21 protein-coding genes are annotated in these 26756 nt (G+C 35.3%); 15 read left to right on the forward strand and 6 right to left on the reverse strand.

Features of this window, described 5'->3' with window-relative positions; translation table 11 throughout:
* Positions 1–91 precede the first annotated feature (91 nt).
* The 3 genes from ileS (at position 92) to FFWV33_RS05365 (ending at position 4728) form a co-directional block, all read left to right on the forward strand.
* Entirely contained in the window at positions 92–3556 is a 3465-nt protein-coding gene (gene ileS, locus FFWV33_RS05355) for an isoleucine--tRNA ligase (RefSeq protein ID WP_108739956.1), read from the forward strand.
* Positions 3557–3563: 7 nt separating this feature from the next.
* Positions 3564–3944 (forward strand): TraR/DksA family transcriptional regulator, encoded by a 381-nt coding sequence (locus FFWV33_RS05360; protein ID WP_108739957.1) that lies wholly within the window; start codon positions 3564–3566, stop codon positions 3942–3944.
* A gap of 187 nt (positions 3945–4131) precedes the next feature.
* Positions 4132–4728 carry a lipoprotein signal peptidase gene (locus FFWV33_RS05365; RefSeq protein ID WP_108739958.1) on the forward strand — a complete coding sequence of 199 codons (597 nt, stop codon included), beginning with the start codon at positions 4132–4134 and terminating at the stop codon, positions 4726–4728.
* Positions 4729–5023: 295 nt separating this feature from the next.
* Here FFWV33_RS05365 and FFWV33_RS05370 read toward each other — a convergent pair whose 3' ends face one another.
* Positions 5024–5746, reverse strand: a complete 723-nt coding sequence (locus tag FFWV33_RS05370) for a T9SS type A sorting domain-containing protein (protein WP_108739959.1) — start codon at positions 5744–5746, stop codon at positions 5024–5026.
* 411 nt (positions 5747–6157) lie between these two features.
* On the opposite strand from FFWV33_RS05370, the gene FFWV33_RS05375 reads away from it, so the two are divergent.
* Positions 6158–6661 carry a CAP domain-containing protein gene (locus FFWV33_RS05375; RefSeq protein ID WP_108739960.1) on the forward strand — a complete coding sequence of 168 codons (504 nt, stop codon included), beginning with the start codon at positions 6158–6160 and terminating at the stop codon, positions 6659–6661.
* Positions 6662–6734: 73 nt separating this feature from the next.
* Here FFWV33_RS05375 and FFWV33_RS05380 read toward each other — a convergent pair whose 3' ends face one another.
* Positions 6735–7316, reverse strand: coding sequence for a 5-formyltetrahydrofolate cyclo-ligase (locus FFWV33_RS05380; protein ID WP_108739961.1), 582 nt, complete (start codon positions 7314–7316; stop codon positions 6735–6737).
* A complete protein-coding gene (locus tag FFWV33_RS05385; RefSeq protein WP_108739962.1) occupies positions 7303–8280 on the reverse strand; it encodes a succinylglutamate desuccinylase/aspartoacylase family protein in 978 nt (325 codons plus the stop codon). Before FFWV33_RS05385 ends, FFWV33_RS05380 begins: the two co-directional genes overlap by 14 nt.
* Positions 8281–8648: 368 nt before the next feature.
* On the opposite strand from FFWV33_RS05385, the gene uvrC reads away from it, so the two are divergent.
* The 8 genes from uvrC (at position 8649) to FFWV33_RS05425 (ending at position 18948) form a co-directional block, all read left to right on the forward strand.
* Entirely contained in the window at positions 8649–10460 is a 1812-nt protein-coding gene (gene uvrC, locus FFWV33_RS05390; RefSeq protein WP_108739963.1) for an excinuclease ABC subunit UvrC, read from the forward strand.
* A gap of 38 nt (positions 10461–10498) precedes the next feature.
* Positions 10499–12709, forward strand: coding sequence for a patatin-like phospholipase family protein (locus tag FFWV33_RS05395; RefSeq protein ID WP_245891672.1), 2211 nt, complete (start codon positions 10499–10501; stop codon positions 12707–12709).
* Positions 12710–13164: 455 nt separating this feature from the next.
* Positions 13165–13938, forward strand: a complete 774-nt coding sequence (locus FFWV33_RS05400) for a DUF3108 domain-containing protein (protein ID WP_108739964.1) — start codon at positions 13165–13167, stop codon at positions 13936–13938.
* A 59-nt stretch (positions 13939–13997) separates the two neighbouring features.
* The gene (locus FFWV33_RS05405; RefSeq protein WP_108739965.1) at positions 13998–15221 is read left to right on the forward strand and encodes a M23 family metallopeptidase; all 1224 of its coding nucleotides are present in this window, start codon (positions 13998–14000) and stop codon (positions 15219–15221) included.
* A 148-nt stretch (positions 15222–15369) separates the two neighbouring features.
* Complete coding sequence (locus tag FFWV33_RS05410; RefSeq protein WP_108739966.1) at positions 15370–15900, forward strand: immunoglobulin domain-containing protein; 531 nt, start codon at positions 15370–15372, stop codon at positions 15898–15900.
* Positions 15901–16203: 303 nt separating this feature from the next.
* Positions 16204–17847: a glucose-6-phosphate isomerase gene (pgi, locus tag FFWV33_RS05415; protein WP_108739967.1), complete on the forward strand. Its 1644-nt coding sequence runs from the start codon at positions 16204–16206 to the stop codon at positions 17845–17847.
* 114 nt (positions 17848–17961) lie between these two features.
* Positions 17962–18393 (forward strand): hypothetical protein, encoded by a 432-nt coding sequence (locus FFWV33_RS05420; RefSeq protein WP_108739968.1) that lies wholly within the window; start codon positions 17962–17964, stop codon positions 18391–18393.
* 84 nt (positions 18394–18477) lie between these two features.
* Positions 18478–18948, forward strand: coding sequence for a septal ring lytic transglycosylase RlpA family protein (locus FFWV33_RS05425; RefSeq protein ID WP_108739969.1), 471 nt, complete (start codon positions 18478–18480; stop codon positions 18946–18948).
* Here the strand turns inward: FFWV33_RS05425 and FFWV33_RS05430 are convergent.
* The gene (locus FFWV33_RS05430) at positions 18945–19418 is read right to left on the reverse strand and encodes a CYTH domain-containing protein (RefSeq protein WP_211316286.1); all 474 of its coding nucleotides are present in this window, start codon (positions 19416–19418) and stop codon (positions 18945–18947) included. The two genes, FFWV33_RS05425 and FFWV33_RS05430, sit on opposite strands and share 4 nt — an antisense overlap.
* 171 nt (positions 19419–19589) lie before the next feature.
* Between FFWV33_RS05430 and dinB the strand changes: the two genes are divergently transcribed.
* A complete protein-coding gene (gene dinB / locus FFWV33_RS05435) occupies positions 19590–20681 on the forward strand; it encodes a DNA polymerase IV (RefSeq protein ID WP_108739971.1) in 1092 nt (363 codons plus the stop codon).
* A gap of 137 nt (positions 20682–20818) precedes the next feature.
* Here the strand turns inward: dinB and FFWV33_RS05440 are convergent, their stop codons facing one another.
* Positions 20819–21586: a Bax inhibitor-1/YccA family protein gene (locus tag FFWV33_RS05440; protein ID WP_108739972.1), complete on the reverse strand. Its 768-nt coding sequence runs from the start codon at positions 21584–21586 to the stop codon at positions 20819–20821.
* A gap of 275 nt (positions 21587–21861) precedes the next feature.
* Here FFWV33_RS05440 and FFWV33_RS05445 point away from each other — a divergent pair, with 275 nt between their 5' ends.
* Positions 21862–23652: a chondroitinase-B domain-containing protein gene (locus tag FFWV33_RS05445; protein ID WP_159085977.1), complete on the forward strand. Its 1791-nt coding sequence runs from the start codon at positions 21862–21864 to the stop codon at positions 23650–23652.
* 480 nt (positions 23653–24132) lie between these two features.
* On the forward strand, positions 24133–25098 hold the full coding sequence (locus tag FFWV33_RS05450; protein ID WP_108739974.1) for an outer membrane beta-barrel protein: 966 nt from the start codon (positions 24133–24135) through the stop codon (positions 25096–25098).
* Between the two features lie 227 nt (positions 25099–25325).
* On the opposite strand, the gene pyk is transcribed toward FFWV33_RS05450, so the two are convergent.
* The gene (gene pyk, locus FFWV33_RS05455; protein WP_108739975.1) at positions 25326–26756 is read right to left on the reverse strand and encodes a pyruvate kinase; all 1431 of its coding nucleotides are present in this window, start codon (positions 26754–26756) and stop codon (positions 25326–25328) included.

The following is a 26756-nucleotide window of genomic DNA, read 5'->3' on the forward strand; positions in this document are numbered from 1 at the left end:
CAGAAGCTCACAAGTTAAACTTTCGACTTTCGACTTTCGACTTTCGGTTTAATTTTATTACTTTCGCACTTCGACTAAAGAAAAGGACAAAATGAGCTCAAAATTTACTGAATACAAAGGACTTGACCTACCAACGGTAGCGTCTGAAGTACTTGATTTTTGGAAAGAAAAAAATATATTCGAAAAAAGTGTCACAACAAGAGAAGGTGCAGAACCGTACGTTTTTTTTGAAGGCCCACCATCAGCAAACGGATTACCTGGAATACATCACGTAATGGCACGCGCCATAAAAGATATTTTTTGTAGATATAAAACCCAAAAAGGGTATCAAGTAAAGCGTAAAGCAGGATGGGATACTCATGGTCTGCCAGTTGAACTGGGCACCGAAAAAGAATTAGGAATTACCAAAGAAGATATTGGTACCAAAATTACGGTAGAAGAGTATAACGAAGCTTGTAAAAAAACGGTTATGCGCTATACGGACGTATGGAATGACCTTACAGAAAAAATGGGTTACTGGGTAGATATGGAAGATCCATATATTACTTATAAATCCAAGTATATGGAAACGGTTTGGTGGCTCTTGAAACAAATCTATAATAAAGATTTGATGTACAAAGGGTATACCATTCAGCCGTACTCTCCAAAAGCAGGAACAGGATTGTCCTCGCACGAGGTAAATCAGCCAGGAAGTTATCGTGACGTTACAGATACGACCGTAGTGGCTCAATTCAAAGTCCTCACCCCAACCCTCTCCAAAAGAGAGGGAGACGTTGTGGAAAATACTTTTGCCAAAGCTTTCGGACTAGACTCCCTTCCCTTCGGGGAGGGTAGGGGTGGGGATTTTTATTTTCTTGCTTGGACCACAACACCTTGGACATTACCTTCAAATACGGCTTTGACCGTAGGACCGAAAATTGACTATGTGGTTGTAAAAACATTCAATCAATATACGTTCATGCCTACAAACGTGGTTCTTGCTAAAAACTTAGTTGGAAAACAATTTGGGAAAGGTTTCTTTGCTAGCGAAGACGCAACTGACTTTGAGAATTTCAAATCAGGTGATAAAAAAATTCCGTTTCAAATCATCGCTGAAGCAAAAGGTGCAGATCTGGTTGGAATTAAATATGAGCAATTAATGCCATTGGTACTTCCGTACCAAAACGCAGAAAATGCTTTTAGAGTAATATCAGGAGATTTCGTAACTACCGAAGACGGAACAGGAATCGTACATACGTCACCTACATTTGGTGCAGATGATGCAAAAGTAGCCAAAGAAGCTACTCCAGAAGTACCCCCGATGTTAGTTTTGGATGCAGATGGAACTCCAGTGCCACTAGTGAACTTACAAGGAAAGTTCATTGAAGGATTAGGTGCTTATTCAGGTAAGTATGTTAAGAATGAATACTATGATGATGGCGAAGCTCCAGAACGTTCATTAGATGTGGAAATCGCTATTCAGTTAAAAGAAGAAAACAAAGCCTTTAAGGTGGAGAAATATGTCCATAGTTATCCACATTGTTGGAGAACAGACAAACCTATTTTGTACTATCCTCTTGATTCTTGGTTTATCAAGATCACAGAGGTTAGAGATCGAATGTTCGAATTGAACGAAACGATCAACTGGAAACCAAAGGCTACCGGAGAAGGACGTTTTGGAAACTGGTTGAAAAATGCCAACGACTGGAACTTATCTCGCTCGAGATACTGGGGGATTCCGTTGCCAATTTGGAGAACAGAGGACAAACAAGAAGAAATCTTGATTGGGTCTGTGGGTGAATTATACGAAGAAATTGAAAAAGCTATTGCTGCAGGTGTTCAAGCTGAAAATCCGTTTAAAGGATTTGAAATTGGAAACATGGACGAGGCTAATTATGATTTGATTGACTTGCACAAAAATGTGGTCGACGCTATCACATTGATTTCGCCTTCAGGTAAACCGATGAAGCGTGAAGCAGATTTAATTGACGTATGGTTTGACTCTGGGTCAATGCCGTATGCGCAATGGCATTACCCATTCGAAAACAAAGAGAAAATTGATGGAAATCAAGATTTTCCAGCCAACTTTATTGCCGAAGGTGTAGATCAAACACGTGGATGGTTCTATACTTTGCACGCTATTGGAACTTTAGTTTTTGATAAAGTAGCCTATAAAAATGTGGTGTCGAATGGATTGGTACTAGACAAAAACGGACAAAAAATGTCTAAACGTTTAGGGAATGCTGCAGATCCTTTTAAAACCTTAGCCGAGTACGGACCAGATGCAACGCGCTGGTACATGATTGCCAATGCAAATCCTTGGGACAACTTGAAGTTTGACTTGGAAGGAATTGCTGAGGTACGTCGTAAATTTTTTGGTACACTTTATAATACGTATTCGTTCTTCAGTTTGTATGCCAATATTGATGGTTTTAAATACAATGAAGCAGATATACCAATGAAGGAGCGACCTGAGATTGATCAATGGATTATCTCGGAGTTGAATACGCTTGTAAAAGATGTAGATAGCTACTATGCAGATTATGAGCCTACCAAGGCAGCACGTGCGATATCTGACTTTGTTCAAGAAAATTTAAGCAACTGGTATGTACGTTTATGTCGTCGTCGTTTTTGGAAAGGTGAATATGCACAAGACAAAATAGCGGCCTACCAAACACTTTATACTTGTTTGTTAACGATAAGTAAACTAGCTGCGCCAATTGCTCCTTTCTTTATGGACAAGCTTTACAGAGACTTAACTTTGGCAACACAGTCAGAAGATTTTGATAGTGTACATTTGGCGAAATTCCCAGAATACGTTGAAAACTTTGTTGATAAATCGTTAGAGAGCAGAATGCAGAAAGCGCAGACTATCTCATCACTGGTTTTGTCACTTAGAAAAAAGGAAATGATCAAAGTACGTCAACCTTTGCAAAAGGTAATGATACCGGTACTTGACGAAGGTCAGAGGGTAGAAATAGAGGCCATTTCAGACTTGATAAAAGCAGAAGTAAATGTTAAAGAAATACAACTTTTAGACGATGCATCTGGAATTTTAGTGAAGCAAATTAAGCCTAATTTCAAGGCATTAGGACCACGATTTGGTAAGGATATGGGGCTGGTTTCCAAGAAGATACAGTCTTTGTCAAACGATGAGATTAACCAGTTGGAGCGTAGCGGAAGTTATATAACTGAGATTGCAGGAAATAACATAACTTTAACCTTGGAAGATGTAGAGATTACATCCCAAGATATTGAAGGATGGTTGGTTGCAAATTCGAACGGAATTACGGTGGCATTAGACATTGTAATCTCACCAGAATTAAGGAGTGAAGGGGTTTCAAGAGAGTTGGTAAATAGAATTCAAAACCTAAGAAAAGATTCTGGTTTTGAAGTAACGGATAAAATTAAAGTCCATTTACAAAACAACAGTATTTTGGAAGCTGCGGTGAAAGAAAATTTAAACTATATCAAATCAGAGACATTAACAGAGGATTTAATTTTTCAAGAAAAAATTGAAAATGGCAATGAAATTGAATTTGATGATATTAAAACGTTAATAATGATTACTAAATAATTGGGTTATGACAGATGAAGCTACAAAATACTCCGACGCTGATTTAGCGGAGTTTAAGGTTATTATTTTAAATAAAATAGAGAAAGCGCAATCTGACTTAGATTTGATCAAAAGCGCCTATATGAATGACTTGAATAATGGTACAGATGATACATCGCCAACATTCAAAGCATTTGAAGAAGGTAGTGAAACAATGTCTAAAGAAGCAAATTCGCAATTGGCAATTCGTCAAGAGAAATTCATACGTGACTTGAAAAATGCATTATTCCGTGTAGAAAACAAAACATATGGAGTTTGTAAAGTAACTGGGAAATTGATTGGTAAAGAACGCTTAAAAATCGTTCCTCATGCTACTATGAGTATCGAAGCAAAAAACTTACAGAGATAATTAGTTTCTTCTATTGGTATTTAACGCTCCTTTGGGAGCGTTTTTTTTGATAAAATCATTACTTTTACGCACTTAAAATAGGTGAGCTTGATTACCTTTTTTAGTAGGGTAACTTCAGAAAGCACTTTGTTTAGTGCTTTAAATCTGAAAAGTACCACGTCACAATAACAAATATAATTGATTTAAAATGTCGTTAACCAGAGCATACCTCTTGATCTTCTTTATTTTATTACTAGATCAAATTACCAAAACATATGTCAAAACCAATTTTATATTAGGTGAAGAAGTCGAAATTTTCAACTGGTGTAAAATTTTATTCGTCGAAAACGAAGGAATGGCTTGGGGTACAAAAATACCTGGAGAATACGGTAAATTGTTCTTGACTGTTTTCAGGATTTTTGCCGTTGGCGGAATCGCATATTGGTTGTGGGATACGGTGCAACAAAAAAGTAATTCAAATTATCTAATTGTAGCGATTGCATTAATTTTTGCAGGAGCGTTTGGTAATATTGTAGACTCCGTTTTTTATGGGGTAATTTTTGATGATAGTCACTCACAATTAGCCACCATTTTTACCGATCAACCCTACGGAACTTACTTTCATGGTAAGGTAGTAGATATGTTTTATTTTCCAATATGGCATGGCTTCTTACCAGACTGGTTGCCACTGTGGGGCGGAAAAGAGTTTACTTTTTTCAATGCAATCTTTAACATCGCTGATATTGCGATCTCTACCGGTGTTGGAATCCTAATAGTATTCAACAAAAAAGCATTCAAAAAATAGTCAGTGATAGCTGTACAACATAAAAAAAGCGGACAAAATCGAATTGTCCGCTTTTTTTATGACCTCATTTTAATTCAATCTGTAGCTTATTTTTGTTAAGATAGGGATTTCGCTTCATATATAAATAGTTTGTAGCTTGGTACGGTTAATAAAGTAGTTAGGCTTATTTTAACAATAACTAGTCCTAACTCAACTATCAAAATAGACGGGTATAATTATCTATATTTTTATATTCAAAAGAGTTTTAAACAAAAAAAAGCACAACTCTCGTTGTGCTTCATCTAGTGCCATTACTTTATCGTACAATTTTCATTGCTTTATTATCATCTGTTTTCAAAAGGTATACGCCTTTAGTTAGTGATGATAAATCAACAGTTTTTCCATTTAATAGAGAAACTGTTTTAACTTCTTTACCATTTAAATCATAGATTGAAACTTTTTTTGATTGTGTTTCTTTGATGATTAACATTTTTGTACTGTTATCAAAGTACATTTCTTCTGGACTGATAAAAGCTGCAGTTCCAAGAACTGTTCCTTCAGGATAAATCTGAGTTACAATATTATTATCTCCATAAGCAATATCTGTTCCAGGAGTGTTAGTATTAGGATCTGCAGAAATCTTTACAAACCATTTGTAGTTTGTTCCAACAGGATTTTTAATACTAGTTGGATCTACATATTGGTGAAAAGTTACCGTAGAGGGTGTCGCTGTAGCGGGTAGCTGAGGGTAACCTGCTGTGGTAATAATTTGTGTAGGCGGATTTGTGCCCGTGTAAAACTTTCCGATGTAAATGTCTATGCTTCCATTTGCATAATCAATTTCACCTCCAACAGTTTTAAATAGTTGTATTTGGAATTCTACGGGTACTGCTGAGGTGTACGTAATTGAAAGATCTACCTCTTTTCCTTGTACTAGTTTGGCTGGAGTAGACTGACTAGTAATACTCATTTGACAAAAGCCCATTGCTCCAGTAAATAAAGAAGTTGTTAAAAATAATGCGCGTGTAAAATTGTTCATGTTTATAAATGGTTTAGTTAATAATTCAGGTTATATAATCTCCAAGGCAAATACTGTTTTGCAGGTATGAGATACAGAATGAAGAGTTGAAAGCAGCAAGTTTTAAGTGGCTTGTACTGCGGTTGTAAAGGTAGCAGTAGTGAGTGTGAGCAATGGCAACAAATGGAGCAAAGAATGTAACTAATGAAGCAAAATATGCCATTGGTCGAAGAAATTAGAGGTTTTGTCTTCGGTAAACGGTTGAATATTAGTTATTCACATGACTATTTTGGGTTCACAGAAAGCTACATTCCATTCATGGAAAGCAATATGCCGTTCGTCGATAAAGAATGCTGATAAACGTGTTTAGTTGGTACATTTGTATAACAAACAAACAACAAAACAACTTTTACAAACTCAAACTCCCATACCATGAAAGCAATTATACTCCCATTATTACTTACGATCTTTTCGCTATCAATGAATTCTTGTTCTAGTGAAGATGCTAGCCCTGTAGCTGTACACACAAATAAAAATGTAATCATAAATCAGCATAATTATGATACTTTAGAGATCGAAACATTAGAGTTAATTAATGCCTATAGAGCAAGCAAAGGCTTGAATAATTTAGAGAAAGTAGATTATGCTTCTTTAAAATCAGAAGAGCATTGTGATTATATGATTGCAGAAAATAAAATTAGTCATAATGATTTTACTGCGAGATGTACTGCGATTATTAAAACGCTGGGAGCAGAGAAAGTAGCTGAAAATTTAGCGTATAATTTTAATAGCTCACAAGCTGTTTTATCAGCTTGGTTGAACAGTGAATCTCACAAACAGAATATTGAAGGCGATTTTACACATTTTGGAATTGCAATCAAAGAGTGTCCAAAAACAGGTAAAAAATATTACACCAATATTTATGTAAAATTGTAATCTCAAGATGGATTCGATAGGTAGTTTTTATCGAAAGTAAATCAATCAGTGAGAATTGGGTTTGTAATTGTCGTTAAAGAATAGGGTTGAAAGTATAGATTTGTTTGGGAGTAACACAATAATCTAATGCAATATCACCTTCAAAAACACCTTCAATTTGGGTTTCGGGCTCAAAAAATGAAAGTCCGATTTTGATAGTTTCGGGTTTACATTGCGTCAAAAAATTATCATAAAATCCTTTGCCGTAGCCCACACGGTTTCCTTTTTGATCGAAAGCTAATAAAGGAAGAAACACAACATCAATTTTTGATGATGGAACTTCCAGACCATCCACGGGTTCAGGAATATTATATTCGTTTTTTTTAATCTTAGTATTATCGGTTAACAAGAAGTGTATCATGGCTCTAGTTTCGAAATTGGCTTTTGAGATTACAATTTCTTTGTCTTTGCCAGCGAGTAGGTGCAAGATTAATTCGGTATCTATTTCTTTTTGTTCCACGATGGGCAAAAAAATATGGAAATAGGTTTTGTCCCAAATAGGTAATGAGATGGCAAGGTTAGTAATATCCAAGCTCAGTTCTTGAATAGTATCTTCACTTAATTCTTGTCGTAAGTTTTTGTACTTGGCGCGCAAGTCTTTTTTATTTTGGCTCATTGTATAACGTTTTTGAAATGTGATAGACCGCATCTCCCTGGTAAACAATTGGCGAGTGGTTGGCATTGATGATATAACCATCGTTGGGGGCTTTCACTTTTTGTTCAAATTTCCCAAATGGATCAGAGATAGTGGCCAATACATCGCCCTTTTTTACAAACTGTCCTATTTTGTTATGATCATGTAACATACCTGAGCATTTGGCGCGTAACCAAAGCGATTTGTTGATATAGATACTCTCAGACTCCTTAAATTGTACTTCGTGTTTTGGGTCCAACATACCTAAAAATGATAAAAAGCGTTTCACACCTTCTGTTCCAGCATCGGCTACGTCATCGTTAATGTCTAATGATTTACCACCTTCAAAAAGTAACATTTTGACATTTGTTTTCTGACTCGAATTTCTGAATGTCCCCGCAATATTTTTTGAAAATAAGGTAAAAGGTGCGTTAAATATATCCGCTAGTTGTTTGAGCTCTACATTATCAGGTACCAAACGTATTTGTGGTGCATTGAAACGACTTGCTCCACCAGCATGAAAATCAATTGCATAATCAATATGTGGTAAAATCTCGGTCATTACATGATAGGCAAATCGGCTAGCAAGGGATCCTTTTTTGGTTCCTGGAAAAACACGATTCAAATCACGCCCATCTGGAAATTGTCTAGACATATTAATGTATCCAAACATATTGATGATCGGAATACAAATTATGGTACCTCGTTTGGGCTTGTTGATTTTTTTGGTAATCAATTGACGTACAATTTCGACGCCATTAATTTCGTCACCATGAATTCCCGCCGAGAAAAGTACGGTTGGACCATCAATTTTAGAACGTTGAATAATTACAGGGATTTTGAGTTTGGCGGCATTGTGGAGTTTAGCGATTTCCATATCGATGGTTTTGCTTTGCCCCGGCAAAATGGTTTCTCCTAGTATTACTAACGGTTTACTGTTCTTCATATCTTAAATAAAGCCTAAATGTAGAAATTATTATTTGAAATTCGTAATTTTGGATGAAACAGCAAGTAGCACCTACTATTTTTGTCTTGTACCAATAGGTTGGTGTGGGATAGTATTTTTTTAGGATTAATGGCTAATTGTTGGTTTGATTTTGTCTTGCGTGAGTGATAAGAGCTAGCTACCATAGTAGCGTGCCTCGAAGCGTCGGGAGCATGAAAGCAATAAAAAGGGGGTTTTGTACCCACAAACTAGTGTAAGCTCCGTTTTTATTGCTGGCACAGCCAAATAATAATTTTTAAAATAGATTGGGATAGTAGCCCGATAATGCAATTGAATGTTTAAAATACATTTGATGAAACAGATAAATAATGCAAAAACCACCTCTTGAACTTCAAATACAAACGTTGCCTGATGGGCCGGGTGTTTATCAATATTACGACAAAGAAGGAAAAATTTTATATGTAGGTAAGGCTAAGAATCTAAAAAAAAGGGTTTCGTCTTATTTTAATAAAGTGCATGATAGCGCCAAGACAAATGTGCTGGTAAAAAAGATTGTGACCATAAAGCATATAGTTGTACCCACAGAAACGGATGCCTTGCTGCTAGAGAATAATTTGATTAAAACCCTGCAGCCGCGCTACAATGTACTCTTGCGTGATGATAAAAGTTACCCTTGGATTTGTATTAAAAAAGAACCTTTTTCGAGAATATTCGCTACAAGAAGAATGATCAAAGATGGGTCGGAGTATTTTGGACCATATACTAGTTTCAAGACCGTGAGTACGATTTTGGATTTGATCAAAGAATTGTATCCCTTACGCACTTGTAATTTGGATTTGAACAAATGGAATATCGAATCGGGGAAATTTAAGGTTTGTTTAGAATACCATATTGGCAACTGCAAAGGCCCGTGTGAAGCCTATGAATCCTTAGATAATTACCAACAGCAAGTAGATGCGATTCGGGATATTTTGAAAGGGAACTTCAAGAGCAGCATGCGCGATTTCAAAAAGGTGATGATGGATTTGGCCCAAAACATGCATTTTGAAGAGGCGCAGAAAATTAAAGAAAAGATAGAAATATTAGAGAATTATCAGTCACGTTCTACGGTTGTAAATCCTAAGATTACCAATGTAGATGTGTTCTCTATCGTTTCGGACGAAGGGGCTGCGTATGTAAACTTTTTGCAGATTTCGCACGGTGCTATTATTCGTTCGCATACCATGGAAATCAAAAAGAAGTTGGATGAAACGGATGAGGAATTGCTAGAATTGGCCATTGTGGAGCTTAGAGAGCGTTTTAAATTATTGTCTCGTGAAGTTATTGTTCCGTTTACAGTCGACTTGGGAGAAAATATAAAAGTGACGGTTCCTCAATTGGGTGACAAAAAGCAAATACTCGACTTATCGATTAGGAATGCTAAATTTTATAGAATTGAGCAACTGAAGCAGTTACAAATTGTAGATCCTGATCGCCATACCAATAGAATTATGGCACAAATGCAAAAGGACTTACGTTTGCCGGTAGAGCCAAGACATATTGAGTGTTTTGATAACTCCAATATTCAGGGAACCAATCCGGTTTCGGCTTGTGTTGTTTTTAAAGATGGAAAACCAAGCAAGAAGGATTACCGCCACTTCAATATTAAAACAGTGGTTGGTCCAGATGATTTTGCTTCGATGGAAGAAGTAGTCTATCGCCGCTACAAGCGATTGCTTGATGAGGAACAGCCTTTGCCCAATTTGATTATTATTGATGGTGGTAAAGGGCAATTATCATCGGCTTTGAAGAGTTTGGACGCACTCGAGTTACGAGGAAAAATAGCGATTATTGGTATTGCCAAACGCTTGGAAGAGTTATTCTATCCGGGAGATTCGGTGCCCTTGTATTTGGATAAAAAATCGGAAACCTTGAAGGTGATTCAGCAATTGCGAAATGAGGCACACCGTTTTGGAATCACGCACCATAGAGACAGACGAAGCAAAGAAGCATTGAATGGCTCGATAGAATCGATTCCCGGAATTGGAGAAAAGACGATGCTTGCTCTAATCCAGCAGTTTAAAAGTGTTAAAAGACTGCAATTAGTAACCGAAAAAGAGATTTCGGCAGTGATAGGTGCATCGAAAGCCAAAAAAATAGTCGAATTTTACAAAACACAATCCGAAAAGAAAACAAATTAATTCTTTTGTCAGTACCATTTAAATCCTTTTTACTTTCTATGCAAAAAATCATTACAATAATCCTACTAGTGCTTACCGGTTGTCAAATGTTGAGTCAGGAGCAAAAAAGACCTAAAGTAGGTTTGGTGCTAAGTGGTGGTGGAGCAAAAGGTTTTGCGCATATTGGTGTTTTAAAAGTACTTGAAGAAGCAGGAGTGAAAGTCGACTACATAGGTGGTACCAGCATGGGCGCTATCGTAGGTGGGCTATACGCCTCAGGCTATAACGCGAAACAATTGGACTCGATATTTATTGCTACCAATTTTGATGAGTTGTTGAGTGATTATATTCCGAGAGCTTCCAAGAATTTTTACGAAAAAGGAAATGATGAACGATACGCTCTAGTTTTGCCATTTAATAGGTTTAGAATTGGAATACCGCAAGCCATTTCAAAAGGACTGTACAACTTTAATCTATTAAACAAATTAACGCGCAATGTACGCGATATAAAAGATTTTAATGCCTTACCTACGCCGTTCTTGTGCATAGGATCTAATATTGAAACAGGTAAACAAGTCATACTAGATAAGGGTAACCTGGCACAAGCCATGCTTATTAGTGCTGCTTTTCCGTCGTTGTTTTCTCCGATAGAGTTAAATGGAGAATTGTTGATTGATGGTGGAGTAACCAATAATTATCCTATTGACGAAATCAGAGCCTTGGGTGCAGACATTATAATAGGTGTAGATGTACAAGATGATTTGCTCAGTAAGAAAGGGTTAAATGATGCTACCAAAATTTTGGTGCAAATAACCAACTTGCATTCTATTGAAAAAATGAAGAGTAATGTGCAGCGCACAGACATTTACATCAAACCCAATATTAAGGACTATGGTGTAATCTCTTTTGGTCAAGGGGTCGAAATTATTAAAAAAGGAGAAGAAGCCGCTTTCTCTGTCTACGAAAAATTAAAAGCAGTAGCCGAAATCGAGCCAGGATATGTAAAACCACCATTGAAACTTTGCGAAGATAAATTGACACTTGGAGAAATAAAGTGCAACGAACTTAATAATTATACCATGGAGTATATTACTGGGAAATTGCGTTTTAAAGAAGGGTCAAAAGTCGACTATAAAATATTAGAGAAAGGAATTAATAATATTGATGCCACACACAACTTTAGCCATATTAATTACTATCTAACACCAAATGAAAAAGACGGGGTAGTTGATTTGAATTTAGAACTCAAAGAAGAACCCGTTAAGTCCTATTTAAAGTTTGGTTTGCACTACGATGAATTGTTCAAAAGTGGTGTCTTAATCAATTTGACACAAAAGAAACGCTTCTTTAAAAATGACATTGCTTCACTAGATTTGGTTCTTGGTGACAATGTTCGATATAACTTTGACTATTATGTAGAGAATGGTTATAATTTTAATGTTGGTTTTAAATCGCAGTTCAATCAATTTAATCGAAATATTACTAATACATCAAACGATCTAAATTTTGCTTTCTTGGGGATGAATACCATAAATGTCGATTATTGGGATTTGACCAATCAGTTGTATTTTCAATCCCTGTTCATTCAGCGATTTTTAGTAGGTGGAGGCTTGGAGTTAAAACACCTGAACATAAAATCAGAAACGCTGAGCAGTTCCAATCCAGTTATTGACAACAGTAATTATTTTAGCGCTTTTGGCTATGCAAAATACGACACATTTGACAATAAACATTTTCCAACCAAGGGATACGCTTTCTCCGGGGATGTGCATACCTTTCTAACCTCTTCAGATTATACGAATGGATTTAATCCCAATACTATTATAAAAGGCGAAATTGGTGCTGCTTTTACTATTCTCAATAATGTCACCTTTACAATAAAAAATGAAGCCGGTTTTTCTACGGGAGATAGGACGGTACCATTTTTAAATTTTGTATTAGGAGGTTATGGATATAATCCTTTTAATAATTTCAGGCCTTTTTACGGATATGATTTTTTGAGTATTGGCGGAAATAGTTATATCAAGACCTTGGGTAATTTGGATTATGAATTTTATAAAAACAATCATATTAATTTTTCTGCCAATTATGCCAATGTAGGTGATAGAATTTTTAAAGATGTAAATGATTGGTTCAAAGTACCCAAATATTCAGGTTATGCGGTGGGTTATGGATTGGAAACTATTATTGGTCCAATCGAAATAAAGCACACCTGGACCCCAGATAACTCAAAAGGATACACTTGGATCTCTATTGGATTCCTTTTTTGATTAAAAAGCGTAGTTTTAGGTATTTAATGCAGCCATTTTATCGTAGAGCAACCTTAAGATAATTATTGGGTATTTATAAAAAGTAGCTATTTTTTATAATATGTAAAAAAATAAGCCTTTTTATGAATCAAGTTCACAAATCGTATCTGAAAATGTATTTTTAGTGTAGAATATTCAATGTTCTTAGCTAACTTTGTAATCACAAAACGGAAGGGGTGGTTTCCTTCCTATTTGATATAAATTTCATAATTTATAGTTTTTTGGTTAGTTAATAGTATAAAAACTCAGTCATTATTTGACTGAGTTTTTATGTTTTAATATATTTGGAACAAATTTTGTATTCCTAGTCAATAAATAAAGTAAGTTATGAAAGGAGCATGCTCTTCAACGGATATTTAATCCAGTAGAAAATGCGAATGACATACGGCTGATAAAATTTTTAAAAATATCTCCCTATGAAAAAGTTAGTACTCTTCTTAATATTGATTACCCTCTTCAGTTTTGATACTCCAAAAGACGACGCCTATGATACGGGCGAATGGTTCAAGTTTAGAATTCATTACGGAATTGTAAATGCAGGCTATGCAACCCTAGAGGTAAAAGATGCCATTGTAGACAACAAAAAAGTGTACCATGTTGTTGGAAAAGGATACACCACCGGAATGTCTCGTTTCTTGTTCAAAGTAGATGACTTGTATGAAAGTTACATTGACAAAAACACCGGCAACCCATATTTGTTTACTCGAAAAATAGATGAAGGTGGATACACCAAAGACCAACAAGGTTTCTTCTATCAATCGACCAATAAAATTGTGGTAAAAGATTATAAGAATAAGAACGAAAAGACGTTTAGTATTCCAGATAATACCCAAGATATTCTTTCGTCTTTTTATTATCTAAGAAATCATCCCAATATTGATAAGTTGAAAGTTGGTGAATCAATCGCTATTGATATGTTTTTTGACGATGAAACCACAAAATTTAAGTTAAAGTATATTGGTCGTGAAGATATTAAAACTAAATTTGGAGTCGTTTCATCCATGATCTTTAGACCATTGGTACAATCTGGACGTGTTTTTAAAGAACAAGAAAGTTTGACGGTTTGGATTTCAGACGATGATAATAAATTGCCTGTTCGAATAAAAGCCAATTTGGCGGTAGGTTCGATAAAGGCCGATCTAGATGGTTTTAAAGGGTTAAGTAGTCCTTTTAAAATTAAATCGAAATAAATAAAATCATAGCCAACTAACTTTGTACAAAAGTTTAAACATAATAAAGAAATAAAAGTTTGAATAAAATAGCCTCCTTAATCCTCGTCTTAGCAACATTCGTCGCATGTGATAAAACAGAAAAAAAAGTTGAGGTACAAAAAGTAACCAAACCCAAAGTCGAATTCTCTGACTTTGGGTTTAATTATGCCGACTTTAATGTTATTCAAGATACCGTTAGAAAAGGAGATACTTTTGGAACCATCATCGAAAAACAGAATATTGGTGACCGCAAAGTGTATGAGATTGTACAAGCTGTAAAAGACACCTTTGATGTACGAATCATTCGACCAAACAAAGCGTTTACCATGCTTCGTTCCAAAAATAAAACCAATAAACTTCAGGTTTTTGTTTACCAACCCGATCCATTAAATTATTATATTTTTGATTTTAGAGACAGCTTGGTTGTTGCTCACAAAAAAACAAGACCAATTACCATTCGAAAAAAAATTATTGGGGGTGTATTGAAAGGTTCCTTATCTGAAACACTTGACAATGCTAAAGTTTCTACAGGATTGGCGAGTCAAATTACCAAAGTATACTCCTGGACTATTGACTTTTTTAAATTAAAAAAAGGAGATCGTTTTGGAATCGTGTTTACAGAACGCTACGTCAACGACTCAATCTATAATGGAGTGGATGAATTGAAAGGTATGTTTTTTGAATATAAAGGTAAAATAAGTTACGCTTTTCCGTTTGTGAAAGATATATCGACGGGTAAAATCGATTATTATGATGAGAACGGAAAAACCCTGAAAAATTTGTTTTTAAAGACACCAATTAAATTCAGCCGCATTTCGTCTCGATTTTCTAACAATCGTTTTCATCCTGTGCAACAACGCTGGAAAGCGCACAAGGGTACAGATTATGCCGCACCCACAGGTACACCTATAACCACAACGGCTGCTGGAGTAGTCGAAATGACGGGTTATACCGCAGGAAACGGTAATTATGTAAAAGTAAAACACAACGGAACCTATTCGACTCAATACCTACACATGTCTAAGATTTTGGTGCGACGTGGTCAACGCGTGACACAAGGTCAAGTTATAGGGAAAGTTGGTAGCACAGGACTCGCAACAGGCCCGCACGTATGTTATCGTTTCTGGAAAAACGGGGTACAGGTTGATGCATTAAAATTAAACCTGCCAATGGGTGAACCAATGACTGGAAGTGATAAATCAAGGTTTTTAGAAAAAATTGAACCACTGAAAAGAGAATTGGATAGCATAGGAAATTTATAAAATAAAAATTAAATATTTAGCATTTAAAAATCATTGTCTTTGGGCAATGATTTTTTTTTGTTCGAATACGTTGATTTGGTAGGAATTCTAGGTGTTTCTAAATAAAATCAAGTAGATTTGAGAAGGATTAAATGCTAAAGTGTAACGGATGAAAAATACAATACTATTGCTTTGTTTAATTATTGCGTTTGCGGTACATGGTCAGGAAAAGGGACTGTACATGATTAAAAAATCTAGTAAAAGAGTTGAGTTCTTGAGCGAGAATAAAAGAGTTCGTATTAAGACTACCGATGGTAAAAGGATGTTAGGTAGGTTTCAAATACTTGATGACAAAACAATCTTGATTGATAAGAAAGTAGTACTAATCGAATCTATAAAAAAAGTTCGTTATCGTCCGCTAGGATTGTCAATACTTTCTACAACTATAAAGACGGCAGGTGCTACAGTTGCAGGAATGGGCGTGGTATTACTGTCAGTTAATACTAAAAACACGGATAATAGCCATAGCGAACATGGTAACGAGGGCAATTTTATAGCTCCGCTACTAATTGGTGTTGGTGCTTTTTATTATGGTATTGGTGCTTTGCTGCATACTCCTTTTAATAGCCATAAAAATAGTCGATGGAATTATCAATTGAGCATTCCTCAAGATAGTATTGCAAAAAGTGTTGTAAGATAACTGTATGGCGCAAAGTGCAGTTGTAATGCTGTTCTTTTTGATATTTAGAATTCCCAAAAACAAGACAAAAATAGTCTTCCAGCCCTGATCGTCCCGAAGTTTCGGGAGATATCCTTGTGGGGGCTTTGGTTTTGCCCCCACAAGATATTAGGGAGAGCGGGAAATTAATCTACTGAAAAAGCCTGAAATTTCGCTTCAAGAAATCTCCATAATAATTTTAAATGAGGATTTAGTTTGCCATTACAAATCTGTTAAAACTATTTTCAGTATTTTTACGGTAATAAAAATCTTGAACTAAAAAAAATGGCTTTACAAACAAATAATCCAACAACAACTGCAGCTTGGAGCAAGCTTCAAAAACACTTTGATGCAATACAAAACGTTTCTATGCAGGAAATGTTTAAAGAGGATACTTCTCGAACAGAAAAATTCAACATTCAATGGAATAACTTCTTGATTGATTATTCTAAGAACAATATTAGCCAAGAAACGATGACTTTGTTGGTGGAATTGGCAAACGAAATGGGTTTGAAGGAGGCCATTGCTGATTATTTTGGGGGTGCTATAATTAATAAAACTGAAAATAGAGCGGCGCTTCACACTGCTTTGAGAGCCAAAGAAACTGAAGTTGTAAACGTAAATGGTGTCAACGTTGTTCCTGAAGTTTACGAGGTTAAAGCAAAAATCAAAGCTTTTACTAACGAAGTTGTTTCTGGACAGCGCACAGGTTACACAGGGAAAACGTTTACAGATGTAGTTAATATTGGTATTGGTGGATCAGATTTAGGTCCGGCAATGGTGGTAGAGGCTTTACAGTTTTATAAAAATGATTTGAATGTTCATTTTGTATCCAATGTTGATGGGGATCATGTAAATGAAATTATCAAGAAATTAAATCCAGAGACGACTCTTTTTGTGATTGTTTCAAAAACGTTTACAACCCAAGAGACGCTTACTAACTCTGAAACGATTAGAAAATGGTTCTTGACTACTGCTAAGCAAGAAGATGTTGCCAAGCATTTTGTGGCAGTGTCTACAAATATGCAAAAAGTTACCGAATTCGGAATTAATCCTGACAATGTTTTCCCGATGTGGGACTGGGTTGGAGGACGTTTTTCGCTGTGGAGTGCAGTTGGATTAACGATCAGTTTGGCGATTGGATATGACAATTATGAGCAGTTGCTTGAAGGAGCAAATGATATGGATATACATTTTCAATCTACTGATTTTGATAAAAATATTCCTGTAGTTTTGGCTTTGTTAAGTGTTTGGTACAATAACTTTTTTGGAGCAGAGAGCGAAGCATTGATTCCGTACACACAATATTTGCAAAAATTAGCGCCTTATTTACAGCAAGGAACTATGGAGAGTAATGGTAAAAGTGTAGGTCGAGATGGTAAGCCAGTAGACTACCAAACAGGTACTATCATTTGGGGAGAGCCAGGAACGAATGCGCAACATGCCTTTTTTCAATTGATTCACCAAGGGACAAAATTGATTCCGTCTGACTTTATTGGTTATGTAAAACCATTATATGGTGATGAAGACCATCATGATAAATTAATGTCGAATTTCTTTGCGCAAACAGAAGCACTGTTGCATGGAAAAACTGCTGATCAAGTGCAAGCTGAGTTTGATAAACAAGGACTAGATGCAGCAACTGCTGCTTACCTTTTACCTTTTAAAGTGTTTACTGGTAACAAACCTACAAATACAATTTTGATCGAAAAGTTGTCTCCAAGAACTTTGGGATCTTTGATTGCAATGTATGAGCATAAGATTTTTGTACAAGGAATTATTTGGAATATTTTCAGCTTTGATCAATGGGGCGTAGAGTTAGGTAAACAATTAGCCAATTCTATTTTGGCAGAGATTAATACAAAAACAGTAAAAGAGCATGATAGCTCAACTACTTTTTTATTAAATTATTTTTTCGAAAATAAGTAATAGAGAAATAGCCTCAAAAAGGCATTTTAAACACCAAAGCCTTAACGTTTATCGATCGTTAAGGCTTTTTTTTATTACTTTTTTGCTTATATTTGTTTTAAAAAATAAATTTTTATGTACGATATTTTAAAGCATTTTCACTCTGGCTGGGCTTTTTTGGCTCTTTTTTTATTGGTTTTGGCCGTTGTTAACTCTATTATTGGTTTGGTTTCTAAAAAAGAATTTACTCCATGGGATAGAAAAGTAGGAATCATGGGATTGATTGGTACGCATACCCAATTGCTATTTGGACTAATCTTGTATTTCGTTTCGCCACTAGGAGCAACATCTTTGGGACAAATGTCAGACAAGGCATTACGATTAACTTCGTTAGAGCACCCGCTAATTAATATTATTGCGATTGCATTAATAACTATCGGTTGGACAAAACATAAAAAAATTGTAGAAAGCAACAAGAAATTCAAAACGTTTGTAATCTATTACGGTTTAGGATTGGTGCTTATTTTGAGCAGAATTCCTTGGGATTTGTGGCATATTGCCCTATAATCTAGATTACAACTTAGTTTTTTTGGTAAGTCTAAAGCGCTAGGTATGGTTATTGCAAAGTAGATAGTAATAAAAAAAATCAACATGAAAAAAACTATAACACTATTTTTTTTGATCGCAGTTATAGGGTTTGCATTTAGCAAAGGCCCTGTAGTTGATAAAATAAAAGCTACTATCAACACTATGAAAACTAGTGGTAATACAACCAAAACTGCCAAAGATAGCGTTATTCAAGATCCGAAATTAAAACTTAAATTTTATAAAAAAGATGCTAATGCCTCCTATTATCACGACAAATTTAATGGGAGGCGTACGGCAAGTGGCGCAAAATTTAGTAATGATGGCTACACTGCCGCACATAGAAAATTTCCTTTTGGCACCAAATTAAAGGTAACCAATCAAGCTAGTGGTAAATCGATTATCGTTGAAATAAACGATAGAGGTCCTTTCTCCAGAGGACGTGAAATCGATTTGACCAAAAAAGGGTTCATGGAAATTGCTAAAAACAAAGGTATAGGCGTAATGGTTGTAACAATTGAAGAAATTGTAGACTAACGTTGCCAGTTTTTAAAAGGGTGTAGACTTAAATACGAATTATAAAATCGTTCATCTGTCGTTACTTCTTTTCCTAACCAATCTGGCTTTTCAAATTTTTCATTTTCAGACAAAAGCTCAATTTCGGCCATTATCAAACCTTCATTCTCTCCATAGAATTCATCAATTTCAAAAACATTCCCTTTCACTTTTACTTCGAAGCGGGTTTTGTCAATAATACCTTTTTCGCATAGGAGTAGTAATTGTTCTGCTTCTTCAATACTAATTTCTTTTTCCCATTCAAATCGAGACATTCCAGATTCACTTGATGCTCCTTTGATAGTCAAAAAGGCACGATCACCTTTTGTACGTACGCGTACGGTGCGCTCGGGTACCGAGCTCAAGTAGCCTTGTTTGATTCTTTTTTCAGAAAAGGCTTCTTTTTTAAAAGCGTCTGAGGTAACCAAAAATTTGCGTTCTATTTCTATCATAATTTTATATGTTTTAGGAACTTCGCTTGAAGCCTCATGATTTGCTGTACTTTTCTCAAAATAATTAGCTACTTCTGACTGTTACTGTCGTCAGGGTTATTTTGTTTTCAAAAGTAAAATATTTTTATAACATTAACACCTCCAAAACCAAATCCTGATTAAATTTGTACTATGGATCAACCGTTTCCCGAAAGAAAGATTATACACATTGACATGGATGCCTTTTACGCCTCGGTGGAACAAATGGATAATCCTGAGTTAATAGGGAAGCCCATCGCTGTAGGTGGATCTGAAAATCGTGGTGTAGTAGCAGCCGCTAGTTATGAGGCTCGAAAATTTGGTGTACGCTCGGCCATTAGTGGCGTGCAAGCCAAACGGAATTGCCCCGATTTAATTTTTGTACGACCTCGCTTCGAACGGTACAAAGAAATTTCGAAAAAAATCCATGCCATTTTCAAAGATTATACCGATTTGATCGAACCCTTGTCACTCGATGAAGCTTATCTTGATGTGACTCAAAACAAAAAGGGAAACCCTAGTGCTAGCAATCTTGCAGAAGAAATTCGTACCCGAATTTTTAATGAAGTTGGATTGACGGCCTCTGCAGGAATTTCGATAAATAAATTTGTAGCCAAAATTGCTAGTGACTACAACAAGCCAAATGGGCAAAAGACGGTGAAGCCAGATGAGGTAGAAGTTTTTCTAGAAAATTTAGCGATCAAAAAATTCTACGGAGTAGGTAAGGTTACCACCGAAAAAATGTATCAGTTAGGGATTTTTACGGGAGTTGATTTAAAATCGAAGTCGTTAGAATTTCTTGAAAAGCATTTTGGAAAGGCAGGTGCATTTTATTATAATGTGGTTCGAGGGATTCATAATAGTCCAGTAAAATCGGATCGAATTTCGAAATCAGTTGCAGCAGAACATACATTTGAAACCAATCTTTCATCAGAGATTTTTATGCTCGAACAACTGCAAGGAATTGCAGCTACACTTGAAAACAGGTTAAAAAAAAATGCTGTTTCGGGCAAAACGGTAACCTTGAAAATAAAATATAGTGACTTTAGCCAACAAACACGTTCCAAAACATTGCCATATTTTATCGCTGACAAAGGATTAATTATGGAAACGATTGAAGAACTATTGTATCAGGAGCGAATGAAAGATTCAGTACGATTATTAGGGATTTCAATGAGTAACCTTAATACCGAAACATCAGAAAAGAAAGAAGTCGTAGCCGTACAACTAAAGTTTAAGTTTTAATATGATGGAGCACTGATTGGCATTTTTTATTTCGAACAAAATAAAATAAAAATATATTCTGGTTTCAATAATAATCTAGGTAGAGGACAAAAAAAAATCCCTCTTTTCAGAAGGATTCAATTTATTTAGATATGTTTTTAGTCTCTACTTGACAGCTTAGATAGTAATCTCAAAAATTCGATATATAACCAAACTAGGGTAACCATTAATCCCATAGCACCAAACCATTCCATATATTTTGGTTTTCTTTGTTGAACGCCTTGCTCAATTTGGTCAAAATCTAAAAAGATATTAAGTGCTGCGATGATGATCACAAATACACTGATACCTATACTCATCATTGAATTGCCATAATGTACAGGTTGAAAACTAGTAAACATTGAGACTAACCATGAGATCAAATAGTAAGTTGCTATTGCCATTGTAGCCGCAACTACTACCGATTTGAATTGCTCTGTTACTTTTACAATTTTAAACTTGTACAATCCTAAACAAACTAAGAAGGTAGCAAAAGTAGCACCCACCGCTTGAATGACGATGCCAGGAAATTGTGCTTCAAAAATTGCAGAAATCCCTCCGATAAATAACCCTTCAAAAAGTGCGTAGCCCGGAGCCAAATAACCAGAATATTGTGGTTTGAACGCTGAGATGACTACTAATATCAAGCCTATTACGGCTCCAGCTATTGTAGGTACAATTGGATTCATTCCGTTAAAAGCCATCCACCAAATTACCATTGCAGAGGCAGTTAATAATAAAAATAGTAAAGCCGTTTTGTTGATGGTTCCAGACAAAGTCATTTCTTGGTCCTGTCCTATTACAGACGCCTCATGAACCTGAGCTGTTTTTGAAGTAGCAGAGAATGATTTATTGCTTAAAAACGGATTACGTGATTTAAATTCCATAGTTTCTATTTATTTGTTATATCAAAGATAATTTAAATTATAATGATTCAAAAAATTGACCCTTTATTTTAGTTAAAGTTTAAGGATGCAACTTATTTCATTTGTCGTTTTCGATTAAGAGTGTTTTTTTTCGAAAAATTTAATGTTCGCCATGTAAGTATTTTTAGTCACAAAGGTAACTGGTTAACCAGTTTTAGTTAGATTTTGCAATGCATTCTAAATAATTCTTTAGGTTTGTTAAGTGAATCGACTCACTATCAAAACTCAATAGAACAGTGAAAACAATAAAACTACCTATTTTACAAGCTTTAGTGCTTTTAGTTTCAATGGGCGCAACGGCTCAATTAGTAAATAGCAATGCTGCTTTGGCAACTGCGATTACCAATGCTGGTCCAGGTACAACCATTACACTAGCCGATGGGGTGTGGACCGATACTTTTGTTAATATTAAAAAAACAGCAACGGCCGAAAATCCAATTATTATAAAAGCACAAACTCCAGGACAGGTATTTTTTGAAGGTAATTCAAGAGTAGCAATGGGTGGTGCTTACATTACTTTTCAAGGAGTGGTTTTTAGAAACCCTTCCAACCTTGTAGCAACTACAACTACCCTTGAACCTGTGGTAAAATTTAGATATGATAGTTCAAATACTTGCAGTAATTGCACTTTGACCAACGTCAAAATTGATGCCTACAACGGTACAGCTGCTCAATCGGCAACTACTACTTTGGTATACAAATGGGTATTATTGTACGGACAGTATAACGAAATAAGTTATTGCTCTTTTACAGGTAAAAATGGTATTGGGAGTACAATTAATGATAATAGAGATGTAACAACGGCAAATTACACCAAAATACACCACAACTATTTTGGTGACCGTACTTTTGTTGGAACTTATGTAGATCAAAATAATGATCAAGATGCTATTCGAATAGGAAACAGTTCAACATCATTATCAGACTCTTATACAGAAGTGTATGAAAACCTATTTAGCAATTGGTTTGGAGAGATTGAAGTAATATCTAATAAAAGCTGTAAAAATAAATATTATAACAATACTTTTAAGAATTACAGTGGTTCGCTCACCTTACGTCACGGAAATGATTGCGAAGTTTATGGGAATTATTTTTTAGCAGATAACAATCTTTTTTCTGGTGGTATTCGTGTTTTGGGCGAAAATCATAAGATCTATAATAATTATATCGAAAATGTAAACGCGACCAAATCAGCTGCTGCCGGAAATGGAACTTCAAGTAATTTAGGGGGTATAAATTTAATTGGCGGAATTGCAACTTCTGTAAATGGTGCAAATTTAAGTGGCTATTATCAAGTAAAAAACATTACGATTACCAATAATACCTTTGTAAATGTTGATTCTGGTCTTCGTTTAGGTGGAGGTAGTTATACACTTCCTGCGTTAGGAATGGTAGCAGCAAACAATATTTTTATCATGCCAACTTCTGCAAGCAAAGCTGTGGACGAAATAAGACCAGCAGATGCTTCTTCGGCTTATACCTATACAGGTAATATGAAGCAATCGGGTACGTGGCCGTCAAACATAACTGCATCGGGTAATTTGACGTTTACCTCTGGTCTATTAAGTGCAGGAGCAGACATGTATCGTCTGCCGTCTTCTAGTCCAGCTATTGATGCGGGATCAGGTAGTTATTCTTTTCTAACAAAAGATATTTTAGACGGAGCAAGACCAACCCTTTTTGATGTTGGTGCAGAAGAATTTGGTGCTGGTGGAACTAGGGTACCATACAAAGTAGCAGATGTAGGAGTTAAGATTGGTTTTGGCGCAAGCTCAAATTTAGCTGTCGTATCCAATAATATAAAATCTTCAGCGTTACTTTTATATCCAATTCCTGTTCAAGACGGATTTTTAAATATAAGTTTTGGAGATAGTATAGTAGGTAAAGTTCAGATTATTGACGCACAAGGAAAAGTGGTTAAAGATATTTTTATTGGGTCTACTGCTGATCGCATCGATATAAGTGCGCTACCAAAAGGTGTGTATGTTTTGAAAGCCGGGACAGCAACTAAACTTTTCGTGAAATAAAGTAGTACAATATAGTTCGAACTGTATTTTATAATAAGACCTCTATCAATATAACTTTGGATATATTGATAGAGGTTTTTGCTTTTTTAAATAAAAGCTAGTTATACTACGTAATTATTATTGATCTAGTTTCCTCTAGATTCCAATGCTTCCTATCCATTTTAAATGATTGTATGAATTGGAATAAGTATAGTTCAGCTACATATTTTATGATTTCTATTGTAGTGCTATACTTATAATGAAAACGATGTAGTTATCACAATTTGATTATTACCTTCTATTTTTGGTAGCTAAATGGACTACTTTGTAAGCTAGTTATGTTAAACTTTTTTTGTAACTATTTGATAGTAAAAGTGATGTAAAAATCATCTTTTTCTATTACATATTTAATAAGCTTAAATGTTATAATGTGACTTAAAATAATATAATTTTGTGATATTGCAATTAACTAAAAACTATCGTTTAACGCGATTATTTATTATGAAAAAGAAGATATTACTTTTAGGAATGATGGCTTGCTCAATAACTATGATGGGGCAATCCAAAGAGGACACTACTGATAAGGGATGGTACCTTAAAGTTGGTGGATCATACTTTGTGCAAACTGCAGCAACTGAGTTTCCTGTAGTAGGTGGGCAATTGCCAAATAGAGATGTGTACACAGGAACATTGGGAAGCAACAAATTAGCTTCTAGAGAAAGTGTTACGGGTTCATTTGGAGAAGGATTTAGAACTGGATTAACTGGTGGTTACAGAATTAATAACCGCGTTGGAGTTGAAATGGGATTGAATTATTATTCAAGTAATAGTAAAACAATGGCTGAAACTACTAATAGATTGATTTCGTACAATCCTGCAACTAGTCCTGCCGCTACTTATGTTAGTTTTGAAGCTGAGGGAAAAATTAGAGCATTTGATTTATCACCTGCATTAGTTTTGTTTTTAGGTAAATCTCATGGATTCGAACCATATACGAAAGTAGGAATCATTGTTCCAGTACACGGAACATTAGAAATTGACACAAATAGAGACTACCTTACTTTTGTTGGAGCTAATCAAGTTGCTGAAACAAAAGCCTACTCTAAAGATGTAATTAAGCCAAATCCGACTCTTGGATTTATGGCAAGTTTGGGAACTTCTTATAAATTAGGAAAAAATCTTTCTGCTTTTGCTGAATTAGAATACCGTAATTTTACTGTACATGGTAAAACCAAAGAAACAGAAATTTATACTGAAAACGGCGTTGATAAATTAAATACTACTACAAGTTTCAGAGCAGCATCTTACTCTGCAATCCATACAAATTATGTAAGTAGCTTGAATAGTACATCAAACAACAGTGAATACAATACCAATGCTGATACTACAAAAGCGAAGGAAGAATTAAGTTCTTACGTAGGGATTAGTGGTTTAGGATTAACATTAGGATTGAAATATAACCTATAATAATCTAAATTTCATATAATACAAAAGGCTGCCCGAAAATCACTTTTCGGGCAGCCTTTTTTTATGGATTAAATGTCTTGATGCTTTTATTTTATAGATAATTGTTGAATGGATTACAACCAATCAACTTTTTATGTTGAGGAAAGGGAATTGGATCTATAAAAAAAATCCGTCCTGGTGTGAACCTAGACGGATTTTTTAAATTTAGTTCAAGTATAATCTTGTAATTATTCTATTTCAGAAACTCTCAATGTATTAACCATTCCTTTTTCTTTGATTGGCATCGCAGCAAGGTTGATCAAAAAGTCGCCTTGTTCAACTAGTCCAGATGCTTTAACGATGTTGTTTACATCCGTTACTGTATCATCTGTACTATTGTCTTGGTCATAATAAAAAGTTCTCACTCCCCATAATAAACTCAACTGAGTAAGGATTCTTCTGTTTGGTGTAAAAACCAAGATATGAGCATTTGGTCTCCAAGCCGAAACTTGAAATGCAGTGTATCCTGAATTTGTCATAGTACAAATTGCTTTAGCTCCAATTGTGTTGGCGATCAAAGCTGCTTGACGACAAATTGTTTTAGTGATAAAACGTTTCGTTCTAATTTGAGGTGTATTTTGAGGCACTTGAATAAGCGGAGAATTCTCTACAGCTTCAAGAATTTGTGTCATTTTTTGAATAACTTGTACTGGGTAGTTACCAGCAGCAGTTTCTCCAGAAAGCATTACAGCATCAGCACCATCCATTACAGAGTTAGCAACGTCATTTACTTCAGCTCTTGTTGGAGTTAAGCTAGTAATCATCGTTTCCATCATTTGTGTTGCAACAATTACAGGAATACGAGCCATTTTTGCTCTACGAATCAAGTCTTTTTGTACCAATGGAACTTCGTGTGCAGGTAATTCAACACCTAGATCTCCACGCGCCACCATTAAGGCATCACAATAAGCTACAATTTTGTCCATGTTTTCAAGTGCTTCTGGCATCTCGATTTTGGCAATAATTGGAATTTTAACGTCTGAATGCTCAGCAATTAAATCTTGTAAGTCTTTTAAATCTTGTGGTGTTTTTACAAATGAAAGAGCAATCCAGTCTACTTTTTGTCCAATAGCAAAAATAGCATCAGCAATATCTTTCTCTGTCAATGCAGGAAGTGAAATTTTTGTATTAGGAAGGTTAACTCCTTTTTTAGATTTCAATTCACCACCTTGTATAACTCTTGCAACAACTTCTGTTTTCTTATCTGTCGAAACGATTTCGAAAATTAACTTACCGTCATCCAGTAATATTCTTTCTCCTTGATTTACATCATTTGGAAAGTTTTTGTACTTCATGAAAACGCGTTCAGCAGTACCAATAACTTCTTCGGCAGTAGTAAAAGTGATTAAATCACCATCATTTACAACAACACCATCTTCCATGATTCCCACACGAAGTTTTGGTCCTTGTAAATCTCCTAAAATTGCAGTTGAATAACCAAATTCTTCATTAAGACTTCTAATGATATTTATTTTCTCTTTCACACCTTCATAGTCTGCATGAGAAAAATTAATTCTGAAGACATTTACTCCAGCATCAATCATATCCTTGATGATCTCTCTTGTACTTGTTGCTGGCCCAAGGGTAGCTACAATTTTGGTTTTTTTGTTTGTACTCAT

Origin of the sequence: Flavobacterium faecale (genome assembly GCF_003076455.1) — a bacterium.
In the GTDB taxonomy this organism is placed as follows: Bacteria; Bacteroidota; Bacteroidia; order Flavobacteriales; family Flavobacteriaceae; genus Flavobacterium; species Flavobacterium faecale.